This is a genomic window from Paenibacillus lautus NBRC 15380 (assembly GCF_004000945.1).
Taxonomy (GTDB): Bacteria; Bacillota; Bacilli; order Paenibacillales; family Paenibacillaceae; genus Paenibacillus_AQ; species Paenibacillus_AQ lautus.
Map to the genome: position 1 here is coordinate 1 of NZ_BIMF01000021.1, position 18,068 is coordinate 18,068.

Here is an 18,068-nt window from a genome sequence, read left to right on the forward strand (position 1 = left end):
TTTTTAAATTAATTACTTACTCATTATGAAATTTCATTGTGCCGGTGTGGCGGAATTGGCAGACGCGCGCGACTCAAAATCGTGAGGGAAACCGTGGGGGTTCGAGTCCCTTCACCGGCATTAAATAACGGGATGTAGCTCAGCTTGGTAGAGCACCTGGTTTGGGACCAGGGGGTCGCATGTTCAAATCGTGTCATCCCGATTCGAATCGAAAGACTGCTTTCAGTGAAACTGAAGGCGGTTTTTCTTTGTTATGGATTGAAATTGATGCTAATGGCAAAAGCGGAACTGAATAATTTGGCAGCTTCCCGGTCACAATATGAAAAACATTGAATAGAAGGGGATAACCTTGAGTGTTTTTCATTTCTTTAAGAAGCTGTTCAGAAAACGCTGGAGACGCTGGAGACGCGCGATTTGGTCCTGTGCGATCATTTTGATCGCAGGTATCATGATATGGTCCGGCCAGAATATAAAGGATCAGATGAAAAAGCTGCTCACTGCTGCATCCAACGAAACGCCACTGGCCGTAGAAACGATGCATTACTTGCAGATCGAGGATGAAAAGCAGGAAGAACGCAGGCAGGATCAGAGGGAATTCATGCAGAAGCTGAATACCTCGAAGGGAAAGAAGCTTGTTCATGTTCGCATCACTTATGTATGTGGCATCGAAGAGCAGGATATGGGAAAGCTTACGGCGGACGGTATTTATGAACTGATGAATAAAAATCCTTTATGGCAGGGACGATTGGATAACAAAGGCGAAGTCTGGCTGGAGCATGCCGTATCGGACCTTTCCCCCACCTGTAAGAGGCAAGCCTATATGAGCATCGATTCCAACGGAAACTTATCATTGTTTGATGGCCCGCCGGAGGAAGAGAAAGTGATGCGGACCTTCTTTCAGCTGGATGTCGGTTCGATGGAGTCCTCTTTGCCTAAAGATGTGATTCAACAGCTTGAAGAAGGTATTCGCATTCAAGATATGGAAGAGTATAACAGTGTTCTGTCAACTTTTAGCGACTATGCACGGGATATGGCTGAGAATGTCATGAACCCGACCCCTTAGATCGTCCCATACTTGTCGCTTCGTGACCGAAGATGCTGCTGCCCGGAAATTGTCCGGGCAGTTTTTTTGCGTTCTACGGGGATGTCAGCGGTCTCAATATAGAGGATACGTAACTGGTGCTTAAAGGATCAAAGTTTTTCCTCAACAGAGGTCGATCTTTTGTTATAATGGGAGAACGATACATATGTTCGCTTCATCAGAGGAGAGATTGGTTTGCGTATTTTAGGGATCGACCCCGGGATCGCGATTGTAGGTTTCGGGTTTGTAGATAAGGTTGGAAGTAAAGTCACGCCAGTACAGTATGGCTGCATCCAGACGGAAGCCCATACACCGGATGAAGAGAGGCTGCAACACGTGTACGAAGGCATGCTGCAGCTCATTGATAAATATGAGCCTGAGGCCGTTGCTTTCGAGAAATTGTTTTTTAACCGCAACGTTACCACGGCGATGTCCGTATCCCAGGCCAGAGGGGTTCTCATCCTGGCTGCGGTCCAGCGCGGGCTCCCGATTGCAGAATATACGCCGATGCAGGTGAAGCAGGCGATTGTCGGCTATGGCAAGGCCGAGAAGAAACAGGTACAGGAGATGGTCAGGATGTTCCTGAAGCTGCAGAGCATTCCCAAACCTGACGATGTGGCGGATGCATTGGCTGTTGCGATCTGTCACGCTCATTCCTATACACTGAATTCCAAGTTAAATGAGGTATTGCGAAAATGATTGATTTTTTACGGGGACAGGTTGTCCACTTAGAGAGTGAATATATTGTATTGGATGTTCAAGGGGTAGGATATCGGGTGTTCTGCCCGAATCCGTATGCCTTTGCCAAAACTGAAGGAACCATCACGGTGTTTACCCATCATCATGTCCGGGAGGATGCCATCCTGTTGTTTGGATTTCCGACACGGGAGGAACAGAAGCTGTTCCGTAAACTGATCGAAGTCTCAGGAATCGGTCCGCGTGTGGCGCTCGGCATATTGGGCGGGGGATCTCCGGATCATGTAGTTTCCGCGATCTACCAGGAGAATGTATCCTTCTTAATCAAACTTCCCGGAATCGGTAAGAAAACGGCGCAGCGCATGATTCTGGACCTTAAGGACAAGCTTGAAGGATTCGGGAATGCGAGCATGATGACCGGTCTTTTTGCCATACAGGAGCCTGAACCGGAAGCAGATGGCTCGGCGTGGTCTGAGGCACGTGAGGGATTGAAGGCTCTTGGTTATACGGATAGCGAGCTGGACAAGGTTTGGCTCAAAATTAAGGATTCTGCCGCAAGCGGTGAATCCGTCGATGTGCTGATGAAACGGGCACTGCAGCAGCTATACGCCGGTTAGAGGATCGCTGCAGGAGAGGAGTTTATTTAGATGGACGATCGAATTATTTCCGCCAATCTGATGATGGACGAACAGGCTGTCGAGCTTAGTCTGCGTCCACGCTATTTGGCTGAATATATAGGACAGAATCAAGTTAAGGAAAATCTCAAGGTATATATCGAAGCGGCAAAAATGCGTAACGAAGCGCTTGACCACGTGTTGTTGTACGGTCCTCCGGGACTTGGTAAAACGACGCTGGCGAATATTATCGCCAATGAGCTTGGCGTTAATCTCCGTACGACGTCCGGTCCGGCAATCGAGCGTCCGGGGGATCTGGCTGCGCTTCTCACCAATTTGCAGGAAGGAGATGTCCTGTTTATTGATGAGATCCATCGGCTGCACCGGACGGTAGAGGAAGTGATGTATCCGGCGATGGAGGATTTTGCGCTGGATATTATGATCGGGAAAGGGCCAAGCGCACGTTCGGTTCGTCTGGATCTGCCGCCGTTTACCTTAATTGGCGCCACTACCCGGGCTGGATTGCTCTCTGCGCCGCTAAGGGATCGTTTTGGTGTGGTAAGCCGTCTGGAGTTCTATACGGTCGACGAGCTGAGTTACATCGTGTCACGCAATGCCGATCTTTTGGGGATCGAGATATTGGGAGAGGCAGCGGAAGAGATTGCCCTGAGATCGCGCGGGACGCCCCGCATTGCCAACCGTCTCTTGAAACGGGTGCGTGATTATGCCCAGGTTCGAGGAGATGGCATGATAACGCCAAGCATCGCTCAGGAAGCGCTGAAGATGCTGCAGATCGATCCGATGGGTCTGGACTTTATCGATCATAAAATGTTGAACGCCATGATCAAAAGCTTCCGCGGGGGACCTGTAGGCCTGGATACCATCGCGGCAACCATCGGAGAAGAAAGCCAAACCATTGAAGATGTATATGAACCGTATCTCCTGCAGATCGGTTTCTTGCAGCGTACACCCCGGGGACGGGTTGTAACGCCTACAGCTTATCAACATTTAGGTATTCCTTTCCCTGAGGATCGCCGTTAGATTATAGAATCATTACATTCATACCAAATCCTAATAGCTACAGGAGGAAAGACGTAAATGGATAGGAACTGGACGAAATCATTATTTGGTTGGACCACCAAGGGACTATTGTCACTGGCTGTTGCCGGAACCTTATGGAACGGGCCTGCGGTACATGCGGCCGCTCCTTCATTAGATACGATTCGAGTTGCGATGTTTTTGGATCTGGGCAGTCAGTATAAATCGACAACCAATGCCGTTACGCTAAAATCCACTGAGGCTCTGACCGCATCGCTGCGTGAATCCGGTGCTCAGCAGACTTTGATGAACATCCCAGCAAACCAGCAGGTCCGAATGAGTGTGGATACATACCGCGTCAAGGTGCTTGAGACCGCGGATTGGAAAACGGCTTCGGAAGCAGCGAAAAAACTGCAGGCCACGAATGACAAACCGATGCTGTTTACGGACGGCAATGTATACAAACTATATGCCGGTATGTACGGTACAGAGAAAGCGGCCGTGGAAGCGGCTGCGCGAACTGCGAAAACGGCGGCTGCTTATCTGAATGGTCAAAAGCCTTCCGTTAAAGGAGGGCTGCATCTGTCTGCGGGCTCGTACGGATCGGAGGCGGAGGCGGAGTCTGTGCGTAAGACGTATGCAGATGCCGGAATGGATGCTTTCAATGTTGTGGTGCAAAGCGGAGGTACATCCGCTTATGAGGTGTGGGTAGGCGAGGCTGCCAACACAGCCGATCTGGCTGCAGTCAAACTGGAAGCTGCTGCAATATCCGGTTCCCTCGTTGAACAGAATGCCACCACCCCGGGTCTGATTATGAGACGAGATGTAAGCCTGAACCTGGCGACTCCTCAAGAGTCACAGCATTATATGTTGTCGGGTGGTCAGTCCGTTCTGCGGGTGGAGGGGAGTTCAGGAGCCGGGACGAATGTGAAGGAACGATCGGATCGTTCGTATCGAGGCGCTTTGGAGATCGGACAAAAGAACGGTCAATTGTATCTTGTCAATGAACTGCCGTTCCAGCAGTACCTGTATTCCGTCGTTGGAGCCGAGGTGCCGTCTATTTGGGGGGCTGAAGCTCTGAAAGCCCAGGCTGTGGCAGCGCGCAGCTATGCGCTATTCCAAGGAAATAAGTTCGAAGTAGCTCATGTCGTGGACACAACGCTAAGCCAGGCCTATTACGGAACAGCCTATGAGTATCCGAGCATTATTCAGGCAGTGGATGCAACCGACGGCGAAGTGGTCATGAAGGACGGCAAAATCGTGGAAACCGTGTTTTCTTCCAATAGCGGAGGAATGACGGCAGACTCCACCGAGGTGTGGGGTAACCGTAACGATCTGTTTGCCGCGGTGGAAAGCCCTGGAGATTCCTCATCTCAAGCAGCGCTTAAATCCTGGTATCATGTACTTCTTCCGAGTGGCATTACAGGTTATGTACGTGAGGACAATGTGAAGGAAACCGGCAACAAAACATCGGCAGGACTCCTGTATATGACCGTTACCGCCAAGGATACAAACGTACGTCCACTGCCATTGATCCAATCCAACGTTGAGCCTGTAGGCAAGATGAATCCGGGAGAAACAGCCGTTGTCCTTGAGAAAGTGCCGGAATCCAATAGCTATGACTGGGTTCGCGGTCCCTATACTTCGGATCAACTGCTGGCCTCTCTAAAAGGAAAAACCTCCAACAGTCTGCCTGCTTCCATTACTTCGCTGGATGTAACGGAGCGAGGCCCGTCCGGACGTGCCCTTACGGTGAAAGCAAACGGTCAAGTGCTGGACGTAAAATATCCGGATATGTTCCGCTCGGCTTTTAACGGTCTGCCAAGCACATTGTTTGATATTGAATCGACCGGAAGTTATACTGTATTGAGCGCGAATGGTGCGGTATCCACGGTTTCAAGCGGCCAAACGGTATCCGTCATCTCAGGGAGCGGTAACGGTAATGTCAAAGGTTCCGGTACCGTTGTGATGAATGGAACGGGAAAAGCCCGTGTGATTGAAAGCTCTTCCGGCTTTAAATTTACCGGTAAAGGCTTTGGTCACGGACTGGGCATGTCCCAATGGGGTGCCAAGGGAATGGCAGATGAAGGGTATGATTATAAGCAGATACTCCAACACTATTACCGCAACACGACTATTACGAAGGACTGACCGATATGAATGTGGATTTGTATGATTTTGAATTGCCCGAACATTTAATTGCGCAGACACCGCTGCTGGATCGAAGTTCTTCCAGGCTTCTCACGCTTAACAAAGAGAGCGGACACATAAGCCACCAGACGTTTGCGGACATCATAGACAGCCTGAATCCGGGAGATACGCTCGTATTAAACGATACGAAGGTTATACCGGCCCGATTGTTTGGTGTAAAGGAAGACACCGGTGCGAAAGCAGAGGTCCTTCTGCTGAAAAATATGGGACAAGACCGGTGGGAAGCACTTGTAAAACCCGGCAAGAAGCTGAAAAAAGGAAACATAATTTCCTTCGGTGACGGGAAATTAAAAGCTGTGATTGAGGAAGAAGGCGAGATGGGTGCTCGCACCTTATCCTTCTCGTATAAAGGGATTTTCCAAGAAATCCTGGATGAACTGGGGCAAATGCCGCTCCCGCCATATATTAAGGAAAAGTTGGATGACCGTGATCGTTATCAGACGGTATACGCGAAGCATGAAGGGTCCGCAGCCGCACCGACGGCGGGCCTGCACTTCACGGAAGCTCTCCTAGAACAGATCCGGGCCAAGGGAGTGGACATCGCTTTCATCACCCTGCACGTGGGATTGGGGACATTTCGTCCGATGTCCGTGGAACAGGTTGAGGATCATGTCATGCATGAAGAGTACTATTCCCTTTCCCAGGAAACCGCTGAGCTGCTGAATGAAACGAAGCGGCGCGGCGGCCGGGTTATCGCTGTAGGGACTACCTCTTGCAGAACGCTGGAGACGGTTGGATCGGAGCTGAACGGCGAGCCTCTGCGCGAGAGCAGCGGCTGGACAAGCATTTTCATATATCCCGGATATGCTTTTACCGTCGTGGATGCGCTGATTACGAATTTCCATCTGCCGAAATCCACGCTGGTTATGCTGGTCAGCGCGCTGGCCGGTCGCGAACACATTATGAAAGCGTACAAGGAAGCTGTTGATAAGGAATACCGATTCTTCAGCTTTGGCGACGCGATGTTTATCTATTAATTCGGAGGTTGGTTATCACAATGGTAGCAGCTGTTACTTATGAACATATTAAAACGTGTAAACAATCGGGCGCTAGGCTCGGCAGAGTGCACACTCCGCATGGCGTGATCGATACGCCGACATTCATGCCTGTGGGAACATTGGCAACCGTAAAAACCATGAGCCCGGAAGAGTTAAAAGCTATGGATGCCCATATTATTTTGAGCAACACCTATCACCTGTTCCTGCGTCCGGGACATGATATTGTGAAGGAAGCAGGCGGACTGCACAAATTCATGAACTGGGACCGGCCGATTTTGACCGATAGCGGCGGCTTCCAGGTATTCAGCTTGGCAGAAATGAGAAAAATATCGGAAGAAGGCGTACATTTCCGTTCCCACTTGAACGGAGATAAACTGTTTATTTCCCCGGAAGTTGCGATGGAGATTCAGAACGCGCTCGGATCTGATATTATGATGGCTTTTGATGAATGCCCGCCTTATCCTGCAGAGTATGAATACGTCAAACAATCCACCGAGCGGACCTCTCGCTGGGCTGAACGCTGCCTTAAGAGCCATGCAAGACCGGAAGACCAAGCCCTATTCGCCATCGTTCAGGGAGGCATGCATGAGGATCTGCGCCGTCAGAGCGCCCGTGATTTGACTTCCATGGATTTCCCGGGTTATGCTATTGGTGGACTTAGTGTGGGAGAATCGAAGCAGCTTATGTATGAAGTGCTGGATTACACGGTGCCCCTGCTGCCGAACAATAAACCTCGCTATTTGATGGGAGTCGGATCACCTGATGCGTTGATTGAGGGCTCGATTCGTGGTGTGGATATGTTCGATTGCGTGCTTCCGACGCGGATCGCTCGCAACGGGACAACGATGACAAGTCAAGGCCGTCTTGTCGTTCGAAATGCTCAATATGCCAGGGATTACGGACCGCTGGATCCGGAATGTGACTGCTACACTTGCCGTAACTACTCGCGTGCTTATCTGCGTCATCTGATTAAAAGTGATGAAACGTTTGGATTAAGATTGACGACGTATCATAACCTGCATTTCCTGCTCAATTTGATGCGTAACGTGCGTCAGAGTATTATGGAAGACCGTCTGCTTGATTTCCGCGATGAGTTTTTTGATAAGTACGGCCTTCATGATAATGAAAAAGGGTTCTAAAGCAAGTTCATGGCCATCATGATAAGTTTGTGAAAGGGGGGAAAGATATGTTTGGAACTTCATTTGATTTAGCAACTGGTGCAGGTCAAGGCGGAGGCGGCATTTTAGGGTTGATTTTGCCGTTCGTTCTGATGTTTGTCATCTTTTATTTTCTGCTTATTCGTCCACAGCAGAAGAAACAGAAGACCAGGAACGCAATGCTTAGCGCCTTGTCAAAGGGCGATAAAGTCGTAACCATTGGAGGCCTTCACGGCACAATCGTGGAGATTACCGACGACATCGTGGTTTTGAAAGTGAACGATGTAACGAAGTTGACGTTCGATCGTAACTCTATCAGCCATAGTGTGAATGCGGATGCATAATGACGTTTCACCTACATATGGAATGTAATCGTCAAAACAAAGGCCGATTCCTTTTAGGAATCAGCCTTTGTTTTTTTAGCGTGCTAGTGAGATGCTCCGAGGATTAGAGCCTAAATTTATTTTTTTAAATTGACCCCGAACATTCCCCCAATGGCGCCCCCAGCAAATACCGTGGCAATCAGCGTCAAATCTCCGAGAGATAAGGAACTATCCAAGGCAAGAAAGCCAATGACGAGCAGCGTAATGCCGTATATCAGCCCTGTCAGGCAGCCGTAATACCAACCTCTGTTTCCTGCACGCTTACCGCTGACACAACCACCGATAAAGGCTGCGATAGCATGTACGAGAAATGTGTAGAACGATAAATCATCTTCGGCCAGCCCGCTGCCCCATAGAAGCAGGGATAACGCCAACGCGCCAAGAAACATCCAGAAAAAAGAATACAATAATCCTGAAAGAATCGGATTGGTGATCCTGAAAGTGAATACTCGACGGATCGGTTCCATGAATCATCCCCCTTAACTAATCTTGATCATTAAATTGTATGGCCAAGCCTGTACATATAGTACAAACTGAACATTTTGCTGCCGGTTTTGCATGATTTCCATTAATTAATCCGTTGTAATCGAATGGGAAAAGCTATAGCAGGTCAGAATAGCTGTACATGAGAATGTTCGACAAGCTAGGAGGGATTGTTTATGTCTCATATGACTATTCTGATTCTGCGGACCATTCTGATGTATGTGGTCATCTTTGTTACCATGAGAATCATGGGCAAACGGGAAATCGGAAAGCTGTCCATCTTCGATTTGGTCATATCCGTTATGATTGCAGAGATCGCCGTTTTTGTTCTTGAAGATGTCCATAAGCCGATTTGGGAGGGACTCGCTCCTATCGCCGTTTTGGTTGCCATTCAGGTAGGTCTTGCTTACATCGGACTGAAAAATCGAAGTATACGGCTGTTTGCCGACGGAAAGCCAAGTGTATTGGTATCCAGGGGCAGGCTGCACCGCAAAGAGATGGCAAGGCTTCGCTATAATCTGGATGATCTGATGCAGCAGCTCAGAGGCAAAGATATTGACAGTCTGGCGGATGTGGAATTTGCGATACTTGAAACATCCGGTCAGCTCACCGTGATTCCAAAGGATACGGGCAACAGCTCCAACAGTAGTTCGAATAGCTCTTCACGTTCGTCCAACACCTCAACTGCCAACAATTCTTCATCCACTTCATTCCAATCCGAAAAAGATAACCCTACAGTCGTAGATATTCCTTACGATAAAATTACGTATGAAGGCCTGCCCATTCCGCTTATATTGGATGGAAAGGTGCAGGACGAGAACCTTGAATTGATCCAAAAAACGCGGTTCTGGCTTAAGAACGAGATACAGAATTACGGTGCTAAGGATTTTAAGGATATTTTTCTATGCTCCATTGACCATAAAGGCCGGATTTACATTGATCGTAAAGACAGGATCTAACGGCGGCTGAATTTATTGAACCAGGGACCGACGACAGGCACACGCTCCAGATCCCGCGGCGTGACCAGCTTGGTCATAAAAATCATGACGAAATAGACCAGAATACCAACGGCGATAGAGGTCCAAAATTGCAACCATGGCGCGGTCGAAAACGGAAGATGTTTGTACCCATAGAGGACGCAAGCACCCATAATAATCATAACCGCCCCGATTTTGACATAATCCAGCAGACGGAATCGAAAGCCGATCAGTCTCGATAGACTGAAACCGTGGAGTAATGTAACTGCAATGCTGTTTACGATAATGGCAATGACGGCCCCTTTTATGCCAAAGGCGGGATTGGATGCCAAATACACGATGAGGCTCATTTTGATGATCGCCCCGAATAACGTATTGAGCAGTGCCCGGCCCGGACGGTCCAGTGCTTGTAAAGCAGCTTGAAGCGGGGACTGCACATACAGGAACAAGGCAAACGGCGCCATGATTTTGAGCATATCGCTAATCTCCGCGTTGTCGTACAGGAGCAGGCATAATGGCTCAGCCAGAACAAACATGATGATGGCAAACGGAGCTCCGGAGACCAGGGCTAACCGAAGGGATTGATTCATACGTTTGTGGATCGTAGACCGATCATTACGGGCGGCTGCTTCCGAGAGTGAAGGTACCAGAGAGATGGCCAAAGAAACCGTCAATGCGCCGGGCAGCAGCAGGAGCGGGATGATCATCCCTTGCAGTGCACCGTACTGGGCTGTGGCTACGGATGTCGCTATACCTGCCATGGCGAGGCTGCGATTGGTCAGAATCGTCTCCAGCAGGTAGGAGAAGGAGCCTACCATCTTGCCTCCCGTTACCGGCAATGCAATGCCGAGTAAACGTTTTAGGATGCCTTGATTCGATGGAGAGTCTTCTTTCGCAGTGTTTTCGGATATTGCTTTTTGCGGTTTAGGTAAAAGTTTATTCGTACGTCGTCCCTCGCCGGAATATTGCAGCAGCAGCGCGATCATGCCAATCAGTTCCCCCACGGCAGTTCCGAGCATGGCACCCGCCGCCCCATAAGCGATGCCTTTGGGCATCAGAAGATGCGCAAACCACAGCATGCAAATAATTCGGACAATCGTCTCGATCACGGAGGAGCTCGCGGAGGGAATCATGTTCTGTTTACCTTGAAAATATCCGCGGTAGACCGACGAAACGGCAATGATAATCATCATGGGCGTCATGCTGATAAAGGTTTGGTATACACGCTCGTCCGGCAAAAGCACGCCGGTTACCCAAGGGGCAAGGAGCAGACTGAGTCCCATAAAGAGGGTGCCTGCTGTAAGCGTCAGCATCAGGCTGACATGCAGAATTTGCTTGGAAGCATCCTGCTTCCCGGCGCCCTCTGCTTCGGCAACCATTTTGGCGATGGCAAGCGGAATTCCGCCGGTAATGATTGTCACGAGCACGATAAAGAAGGGGTAGCCCAGTTGGTAAATTCCGACACCCTCGGGTCCAATGATCCGGGGGAGGGCGATCCGGGGGATAAAACCGAGTAGGCGGTTTACTATGCCGGCTGCAAGTAAAATCAGCGTTCCTTTAATAAATGATTGCTTGTTCACTGTCCATCCCACTCCCTGGTTAAGACTGAATACGGTGACACGACATGGCTATTCTTATGGATATGCCCTACCTGTCCCATCTGATGACTTTACTTTTTTTTCAGGACATGATAGGAATAGAAGGAAAGCAATGTATCATGTCGAATGTAACTTAGGGACAACAGGGAGTCAGTGAGGAGGCCATATGCATGGAACTCGAGCAAATGAGCGAGGAAGAATTGATGAGCACCATTGAGATGGTATGCTTGAGCAAGGTTGAGGAAATGCATTTGATTGGGTACGAGTATGTGACGAGCGACGATATTTGGAACTGTGTCAGCAGCAAATATAAAAAGGAAGGCGTCCCCTCCCTCCACAAACTGGTCAATGACATTCTGTCCTTGAAGGCGACAGCGTTAATGAACTATATGACAATATCAGCATATAAGGGATCTTCTTTCGATTAATCGAAGAGGTCCCTTTTGCCTTGCGGATATAAGAGTTCATTCATAAGCCCGACAAATTTTGATAAATTGACTGGGTTTTATGACATCGCTATAATAGGAATATTGAGTAAAAAGGGGGAACATAGGACGGCATGAAGAGAATTATCAGTTTCGTCGGAACCGTACTCGTGATCACTGTATTAATGGCCGTTACAACTCCAGGCTTGCTGAAAGACGTCCGTCTAGGTTTGGATCTTAAGGGTGGATTCGAAATCCTTTATGAAGCAGAGCCTTTGATGGAAGGGCAGCAAGTCACAAAAGAAGCACTGCAGGAAACCGCAAAGAGCTTGCAAAAGCGTGCGGATGCAATGGGAACATCGGAGCCTGAGGTTACACCGGAAGGGGCGAACCGGATTCGCTTGAAGGTGGCAGGCGTAACGGATGAGGCCGAAGTTCGAAAAACAATGAAAGAACCTGCAAACCTCACATTCCGAAGCAATGACGGCTGTAAAGAAGGCGAGGAGTTCTGTAAAATTGAGCTCCGCGGCGACGATTTCGTCGAGAACGGCGCTTCTGTTGCCTACGACCAGCTTAATCAGCCTATGATAGATATTAAAGTGAAGGACAAAGGGAAGTTTGCTGAAATTACAGAACGTCTTCTCGGTCAAGAGCTGGCTATCTTCATGGACGACCAATTGCTGTCAGCTCCGACGGTACGGGCCGTATTAACCGACGGTACCGCACAAATTACGGGGAGCTATTCGCTGGATGAAGCGAAGCAGATCCGGGATACGATTAATCTCGGCGCCCTGCCGCTGAAACTGGTTGAGAAGTACTCTCAGAGCGTAGGAGCTACGCTCGGTATGCAGTCTCTTACGAAAACGGTACAAGCAGGTCTTATCGCGTCTGTTGCGATTCTGCTGTTCATGATTATCAGATATCGCGTACCGGGTTTGCTGGCAAGCTTTGCACTTATTTTGCATACATGGCTTCTCATTCTTATTTTCGTATGGGCTGACTTTACGCTGACGCTTCCAGGTATTGCGGCATTTATATTAGGTATTGGTATGGCGGTTGATGCTAATATCATCACCTATGAGCGCATTCGGGAAGAGATCAGAACTGGCAAGAGTGTTCCATCAGCGGTGAAAGCAGGCGGTAAGTCATCCCTGCGAGCGATTATGGACTCCAACTTAACAACGATACTCGTTGCAGCTGTCATGTTCGGATTTGGTACCGGCGCGGTTAAAGGTTTTGCGCTAGTATTGATTCTGGAGATCATCGTGAGTATTGCCACGAACGTTTATTTCTCCCGTTTCTTGCTCAATCTGCTTGTGAATATTGGTTGGGCCCGCAAACCGAGCCATTATGGCGTAAAGGAGCGTGACATTCGTGAGCTTTAAGAACTTTGATTTCGTAGGCAAAAGCAGATTTTTCTATATCCTATCCATTGCAATTACGATTCTGGGCTTGGTATTCCTCTTGACTCGTGGTCTTAACTACGGAGTTGATTTCCAATCCGGCTCGAACGTAGACATCTCACTCTCCAAGCCCTTGACTACGGAGCAGATTAATACCGTATTAAAAGAGGCTGGAATTGGTGAAGATGCGAGCGTCACTCCCGGTAATGACCGTGTGAATATTCGATTCAGCGAGGTACTGACCGAGGATCAGGATCTGAAGCTCCGTTCCGGAATTGAGAAGCTGGATAATAAGGCAACCTTCGAGATCAATACGGTTGACCCCGAGATGGCCAATGAGCTTGGACGGAACGCCATTTATGCCGTGCTGCTCTCCTGTATCGGGATTATTATCTATGTCAGCATCCGCTTTGAATGGCGATTTGCGATTGCAGCGATCGTAGCGCTGCTGCATGATGCATTTGTTGTCATCAGTATCTTCTCCATCCTTGGATTAGAGGTGGATCTAACATTCATTATCGCCGTTCTGACCATCATCGGTTATTCGATAAACGATACAATCGTTATCTTTGACCGGATCAGAGAGAACTTGAGATTTGCCAAGATTAAGAGAGTCTCGGATCTTAAGGATCTGGTTAACAAAAGTTTGTCCCAGACGATCGGACGTTCGATCTATACGGCATTGTCCGTATTCATCGCTGCATTCTTCATGCTCCTGCTTGGGGGCGAGTCGATTCAGATGTTCTCTCTGGCCATTTGTATCGGTTTGGCATTCGGCGCGTACTCTTCGATCTTTATCGCAAGTCCGTTGTGGCTCCTTCTTAAAGGCCGCAATGTGAGCAATAAACCGAATTCACCGAAGCCAAGCAAAGATAAGATTGAAATCTAATTGAGCCGCTGTTGGCGTAGCAGTCTAGATAGCAGAGGATCCTATACAAGTAGAAAGCCGCGTCGCAGGCGACGCGGCTTTCTAAAGTTAACAGCACGATAAGCACAGGATCGATAGTGACATTGAGGGGGGCCTCAAGTGAGCAATGAACGTTTGAATCATACGGAGACTGTCCTTTGGACAGGCATTGTAACGGATTTTGCATTGGCCTTGTGCAAAGGGATCGCCGGTTATTTATCCGGCAGCAAGGCTCTAATCGGAGATGCTCTGCATTCTGCGGCAAATGCCGTAACTTTATTGGTGGACCGTTTGCCAAGCCTGGGTATTTTCGGCAGTAAAAGCTCCATTCGGGACAAACGGAACGTTTCGGACACGACGGAGCCCGTGATCTCGATTCTATTTGCCGTTTTATTGATCATGGGCGGTATTCAAATTGCGGTATCCGCGATTCAGACCATGGCATCAGGCGACTTGGAGCCGCCAACCAAATCGGCACTGCTTGCGGTCTTCATCTCACTCGCGGTGAATGAAGCGGTATTTCAGTACCAATGTCGGCAGATCAAAAGAAACAATGACCCCCGGTACGAGGTGCTGTCCGCTGATCATCGATTTGCCCTGTACTCTTCGCTTACGGTATTGATCGGCGTGTCACTAGCGATGGGTGGCTCCTACTTTGAATGGACACCCCTGCTCTACATGGATTCGGTTGCGGCTCTGATTGTAGCTTGTCTCGTGGTCCGCAAAGGGTATATACTAATCGTTCATTCCGTCTATGGAACGCTCGTGGAAGAGAAGCGGCATGAGCACGAAGCCGAATTCATGGATACGATTCAGCGAGTGCATGGCGTGATCACGATCGAGGAACTGAAGGTACAAGAATACGGGCAGATCCGTCATGTGAACATTGAAGTGAAAGTTACCGTGAATCCGCGGACGTCCGTATTGGAAGCTCAAGAAATTGCCGAGCGAATCCGGAAGCTGTTGACCCATCGTTTTATTCAGGTTACGGATGCCAAGGTTCACGTTGTACCTTATGAACCGGGATATCCATATAAATCGAACTATGACTTGATGGATAACGATATGCCGACACTTCCGCAGTAGCGTCTGGAGCTAATAGGTGTAAGACAGCAGGAAAAAGGCAGGAAAAGGAAGGTGAGTCCCTGTGCTGTATTCCAAATATGAATGGAGAATACGCTCGGCAGAGTCATCGATCACCGATAGGCTGGCCCAGGATCTGTCGCTGCCACCCATGGTGGCATCACTCATGGCGTCACGGGGGATACAATCAGCCGAGGATGGACGTAGATTTCTATATGGAACGTTTGAGCTGACGCATGACCCTTATCTTATGCAGGGGATGCAGGAGGCTGTACCGCGTATTCGTAAAGCGCTGGAGGATCGGGAGCATATTCTAATCTATGGCGATTATGATGCAGACGGTGTTTCCAGTACGTCATTGATGATTCATCTGATGCGGCACTTGGGCGCATCTTATGATATTTATATACCTCACCGATCCAATGAAGGTTATGGCTTACATAATCACGCGCTGGATTGGGCCCATCAGCAAGGGGTCAGTCTGGTCATTACCGTCGATACCGGGATTAGCGCAGTCGAGCAAATTGCGTATGCCAACAGCCTTGGCATCGACGTGATTGTTACGGACCATCATGAGCCGCCGGAAGTGCTGCCAGAAGCTTACGCGCTGATCAACCCGAAAATCCCTACATGTCCGTATCCCTTTAAGGGGCTGGCAGGCGTAGGCGTGGCTTACAAGCTGGCACAGGCTCTCGTTGGAGAACCGCCGGAGGAATGGTTACAGATTGTTTCGATCGGGACCATTGCTGACTTGATGCCGCTCACGGGGGAGAATCGGGTGCTTGTGAAGCACGGGATCGAATCGATGCGGAATACGAGGTATGAAGGCATTCGATGCCTGCTTGAGGTATCCGGGATCCATGTGGAGCAGGTGACAGCCGTTAATGTGGCATTCTCCATGGCACCCCGGATTAACGCCAGTGGCCGTCTGGATCATGCAGGACGTGCCGTCACGCTGCTTACAACAGAACACCGGGAAGAGGCGGAGCGGCTTGCCTGGGAATTGGATGGGCTGAACAAGGATCGGCAGCAAGTGGTTGAAAACATCGTCCAGGAAGCGCTTGGCATGGTTCAAAACCGTTGGAGAGGACAGGAGGTTCCTCCTGTCATCGTATTGGCGGGTGAAGGCTGGAACGTTGGCGTGGTTGGCATCGTGGCTTCCAAAATACTGGAGCGATTCTACAGGCCTGTCGTTATCCTCGGGATTGATCCCGAGACGGGGAACTGTAAAGGTTCCGCCCGATCAATTCCGGGATTCGATATTTATGCGGCTCTGCACTCCTGCAAGGACGTCATGGACCATTTTGGCGGTCATCCATCTGCAGCGGGCATGAGCCTTCATCGGGATCGCTTGGAGGAATTTGAACAGGGACTTCATCGATATGCGGAAGAAGCACTCGAAGGAGAGCATTTAATTGCAACCTGTGAAGCGGACCTGGAGGCCAGCTTGTCGGATGTATCGGTGCCCGTTATTGAACAGATGGAACAGCTAGGTCCATTTGGCATGGCCAATGCCGTACCGAAGATCGTCTTTCGGGATGTTGTCATCAAGGACGTCCGCAAAATCGGCAAAGAGGGGAAACATTTGAAGCTTCGTTTGCAGCAGAAGCGGGAGGTTATCGATGCAATCTCATTCGGCTGGGGACATCTTGCCGATATTTTGCCGGTGGGATCGGTTGTGGATGTGCTTGGCGAGCTTTCCGTGAATGAATGGAACGGGAGCCGTAAAGTACAGCTTATGATTCAGGATATCTGCGCCCCTTATCAGCAGGTGTTTGATTACCGCGGGATCAAAGAGCCGTTACAGGAAATTCAGCGGTGGAGAGCCGAGCTGGAGCCGCATCTGCGTTGCCCGGCAATCCGTTCGGCAGTGGTGTACGCAAAAGATTCACATCCGGAAATAAAAAGTCAATTGTATGATATGTGCCTTTGGGTATATGATAGGAATGCTGGCATCATGCCGGAAAATGATATTGCTGAGAGCAGTCAAGAAGATATTTCCGTTTTGTTTGTACTGGATGTACCGGAAACGGCTGAACAACTGGATGCATTCATGTCAGCCTTCCATTCCGTTCCCAATATATTCATGCTGCATCCGACCCGGAACCAGCGCGATCGGTTGCAAATTCCGGACCGCGAACAGTTTAAAAAGCTGTATGTTTTACTTGCCGGAATGACGTCCGCTCCCATGTCGGAGAATGAGGTTGTAACACGTCTGCAGAAGCGGACGTCCTTGTCCACTCGCATGCTGCTCAAAGTACTGGATGTGTTTGAGGAATTGGCGTTCATCCAGCGTGTCCAGGGACAGATAACCTTCATACCGAAGCCGGAGAAAAAACCGCTGGACGCTTCCCGTCACTTCCGTGAACTAAGCGATTTGGCGGATATGGAGCAGCATCTGCTGCATGCCGGTACGGAACAATTAACCCAATGGATGATGTCCCGCACAAAAGGCGTATCTTAACCGCAACTATACAGGAGGAGATTATTTTGGATTTTAAAGATTATATTCGTGTCGTTCCCGATTTTCCGCAGGCGGGGATCAGCTTCAAAGATATTACTACACTGCTGAAGAATGGTGAGGTGTATCGCAAAGCCATCGAAGAATTGAAGGTCTTGGTATCCGATCTCAAAATTGATGTGATAGCTGGTCCCGAAGCCCGTGGATTTGTCGTGGGTGCTCCGCTGGCTTATGCGCTTGGAGTAGGATTCGCGCCCATTCGCAAAAGCGGAAAGCTTCCCTACGAAACGATTGAAGTGGGATATGACCTCGAATATGGTAAAGATCGCTTGGCGATGCATACCGATGCGATCGAGAAGGGGCAAAATGTATTGATTGCGGATGATCTTCTTGCAACAGGCGGTACGATTGCGACTTCGGTTAACCTCATCCGTCAATTAGGCGGAAACGTCGTTGGAGCTGCATTCATGATCGAGCTGGCTGATCTCAATGGCCGTTCGAAGCTGGATGGAATCGATGTATTTACATTGATGCAATACGAGTAATCGACAAA

Annotated in this window: 17 protein-coding genes and 2 tRNA genes; 17 read left to right on the top strand and 2 right to left on the bottom strand. The window is 49.3% G+C overall.

Features of this window, described 5'->3' with window-relative positions:
* Nucleotides 1-40 precede the first annotated feature (40 nt).
* From PLA01S_RS25975 to yajC, 10 genes are all read left to right on the top strand, one after another.
* Nucleotides 41-120: transfer RNA gene (locus tag PLA01S_RS25975), tRNA-Leu, on the top strand.
* A gap of 8 nt (nucleotides 121-128) precedes the next feature.
* Nucleotides 129-202, top strand: a tRNA-Pro gene (locus PLA01S_RS25980).
* A gap of 147 nt (nucleotides 203-349) precedes the next feature.
* On the top strand, nucleotides 350-1,063 hold the full coding sequence (locus PLA01S_RS25985; RefSeq protein WP_127594676.1) for a BofC C-terminal domain-containing protein: 714 nt from the start codon (nucleotides 350-352) through the stop codon (nucleotides 1,061-1,063).
* A gap of 213 nt (nucleotides 1,064-1,276) precedes the next feature.
* Entirely contained in the window at nucleotides 1,277-1,780 is a 504-nt protein-coding gene (ruvC, locus tag PLA01S_RS25990) for a crossover junction endodeoxyribonuclease RuvC (RefSeq protein ID WP_100535749.1), read from the top strand.
* Entirely contained in the window at nucleotides 1,777-2,394 is a 618-nt protein-coding gene (ruvA, locus tag PLA01S_RS25995) for a Holliday junction branch migration protein RuvA (RefSeq protein ID WP_127594677.1), read from the top strand. The genes ruvC and ruvA overlap by 4 nt, the downstream gene beginning before the upstream one ends.
* 30 nt (nucleotides 2,395-2,424) lie before the next feature.
* Nucleotides 2,425-3,432, top strand: coding sequence for a Holliday junction branch migration DNA helicase RuvB (gene ruvB / locus PLA01S_RS26000; protein ID WP_071222748.1), 1,008 nt, complete (start codon nucleotides 2,425-2,427; stop codon nucleotides 3,430-3,432).
* 57 nt (nucleotides 3,433-3,489) lie between these two features.
* Nucleotides 3,490-5,580, top strand: a complete 2,091-nt coding sequence (locus tag PLA01S_RS26005; protein ID WP_127594678.1) for a SpoIID/LytB domain-containing protein — start codon at nucleotides 3,490-3,492, stop codon at nucleotides 5,578-5,580.
* A 5-nt stretch (nucleotides 5,581-5,585) separates the two neighbouring features.
* Entirely contained in the window at nucleotides 5,586-6,617 is a 1,032-nt protein-coding gene (queA, locus tag PLA01S_RS26010) for a tRNA preQ1(34) S-adenosylmethionine ribosyltransferase-isomerase QueA (protein ID WP_127594679.1), read from the top strand.
* 20 nt (nucleotides 6,618-6,637) lie between these two features.
* Nucleotides 6,638-7,777 carry a tRNA guanosine(34) transglycosylase Tgt gene (gene tgt / locus PLA01S_RS26015; protein WP_127594680.1) on the top strand — a complete coding sequence of 380 codons (1,140 nt, stop codon included), beginning with the start codon at nucleotides 6,638-6,640 and terminating at the stop codon, nucleotides 7,775-7,777.
* A gap of 47 nt (nucleotides 7,778-7,824) precedes the next feature.
* A complete protein-coding gene (yajC, locus tag PLA01S_RS26020) occupies nucleotides 7,825-8,139 on the top strand; it encodes a preprotein translocase subunit YajC (RefSeq protein WP_127594681.1) in 315 nt (104 codons plus the stop codon).
* A 116-nt stretch (nucleotides 8,140-8,255) separates the two neighbouring features.
* Here the strand turns inward: yajC and PLA01S_RS26025 are convergent, their stop codons facing one another.
* Complete coding sequence (locus PLA01S_RS26025; RefSeq protein ID WP_100535755.1) at nucleotides 8,256-8,645, bottom strand: TIGR04086 family membrane protein; 390 nt, start codon at nucleotides 8,643-8,645, stop codon at nucleotides 8,256-8,258.
* A 192-nt stretch (nucleotides 8,646-8,837) separates the two neighbouring features.
* Between PLA01S_RS26025 and PLA01S_RS26030 the strand changes: the two genes are divergently transcribed.
* The gene (locus PLA01S_RS26030) at nucleotides 8,838-9,620 is read left to right on the top strand and encodes a YetF domain-containing protein (protein WP_127594682.1); all 783 of its coding nucleotides are present in this window, start codon (nucleotides 8,838-8,840) and stop codon (nucleotides 9,618-9,620) included.
* Here PLA01S_RS26030 and spoVB read toward each other — a convergent pair.
* Nucleotides 9,617-11,218, bottom strand: a complete 1,602-nt coding sequence (gene spoVB, locus PLA01S_RS26035; protein ID WP_127594683.1) for a stage V sporulation protein B — start codon at nucleotides 11,216-11,218, stop codon at nucleotides 9,617-9,619. The two genes, PLA01S_RS26030 and spoVB, sit on opposite strands and share 4 nt — an antisense overlap.
* A 188-nt stretch (nucleotides 11,219-11,406) precedes the next feature.
* On the opposite strand from spoVB, the gene PLA01S_RS26040 reads away from it, so the two are divergent.
* The 6 genes from PLA01S_RS26040 to PLA01S_RS26065 all read left to right on the top strand — a co-directional run bounded on the left by PLA01S_RS26040 (nucleotide 11,407) and on the right by PLA01S_RS26065 (nucleotide 18,060).
* The gene (locus tag PLA01S_RS26040) at nucleotides 11,407-11,664 is read left to right on the top strand and encodes a post-transcriptional regulator (protein ID WP_127594684.1); all 258 of its coding nucleotides are present in this window, start codon (nucleotides 11,407-11,409) and stop codon (nucleotides 11,662-11,664) included.
* Nucleotides 11,665-11,795: 131 nt separating this feature from the next.
* Entirely contained in the window at nucleotides 11,796-13,046 is a 1,251-nt protein-coding gene (gene secD / locus PLA01S_RS26045) for a protein translocase subunit SecD (RefSeq protein WP_127594685.1), read from the top strand.
* Nucleotides 13,036-13,953 (top strand): protein translocase subunit SecF, encoded by a 918-nt coding sequence (secF, locus tag PLA01S_RS26050; RefSeq protein ID WP_127594686.1) that lies wholly within the window; start codon nucleotides 13,036-13,038, stop codon nucleotides 13,951-13,953. Before secD ends, secF begins: the two co-directional genes overlap by 11 nt.
* A 138-nt stretch (nucleotides 13,954-14,091) precedes the next feature.
* Nucleotides 14,092-15,057, top strand: coding sequence for a cation diffusion facilitator family transporter (locus PLA01S_RS26055; protein WP_127594687.1), 966 nt, complete (start codon nucleotides 14,092-14,094; stop codon nucleotides 15,055-15,057).
* A 61-nt stretch (nucleotides 15,058-15,118) separates the two neighbouring features.
* The gene (gene recJ, locus PLA01S_RS26060; RefSeq protein ID WP_127594688.1) at nucleotides 15,119-17,518 is read left to right on the top strand and encodes a single-stranded-DNA-specific exonuclease RecJ; all 2,400 of its coding nucleotides are present in this window, start codon (nucleotides 15,119-15,121) and stop codon (nucleotides 17,516-17,518) included.
* Nucleotides 17,519-17,544: 26 nt separating this feature from the next.
* Entirely contained in the window at nucleotides 17,545-18,060 is a 516-nt protein-coding gene (locus PLA01S_RS26065; protein WP_100535762.1) for an adenine phosphoribosyltransferase, read from the top strand.
* The last annotated feature ends 8 nt before the right edge of the window (nucleotides 18,061-18,068 follow it).

Bases quoted from the DNA above. Each gene is read 5' to 3' on its own strand.
- ruvA (WP_127594677.1), top strand. From the start codon at position 1,777: ATGATTGATTTTTTACGGGGACAGGTTGTCCACTTAGAGAGTGAATAT.
- ruvB (WP_071222748.1), top strand. From the start codon at position 2,425: ATGGACGATCGAATTATTTCCGCCAATCTGATGATGGACGAACAGGCT.
- PLA01S_RS26005 (WP_127594678.1), top strand. From the start codon at position 3,490: ATGGATAGGAACTGGACGAAATCATTATTTGGTTGGACCACCAAGGGA.
- queA (WP_127594679.1), top strand. From the start codon at position 5,586: ATGAATGTGGATTTGTATGATTTTGAATTGCCCGAACATTTAATTGCG.
- tgt (WP_127594680.1), top strand. From the start codon at position 6,638: ATGGTAGCAGCTGTTACTTATGAACATATTAAAACGTGTAAACAATCG.
- yajC (WP_127594681.1), top strand. From the start codon at position 7,825: ATGTTTGGAACTTCATTTGATTTAGCAACTGGTGCAGGTCAAGGCGGA.
- PLA01S_RS26025 (WP_100535755.1), bottom strand. From the start codon at position 8,645: ATGGAACCGATCCGTCGAGTATTCACTTTCAGGATCACCAATCCGATT.
- PLA01S_RS26030 (WP_127594682.1), top strand. From the start codon at position 8,838: ATGTCTCATATGACTATTCTGATTCTGCGGACCATTCTGATGTATGTG.
- PLA01S_RS26040 (WP_127594684.1), top strand. From the start codon at position 11,407: ATGGAACTCGAGCAAATGAGCGAGGAAGAATTGATGAGCACCATTGAG.
- secD (WP_127594685.1), top strand. From the start codon at position 11,796: ATGAAGAGAATTATCAGTTTCGTCGGAACCGTACTCGTGATCACTGTA.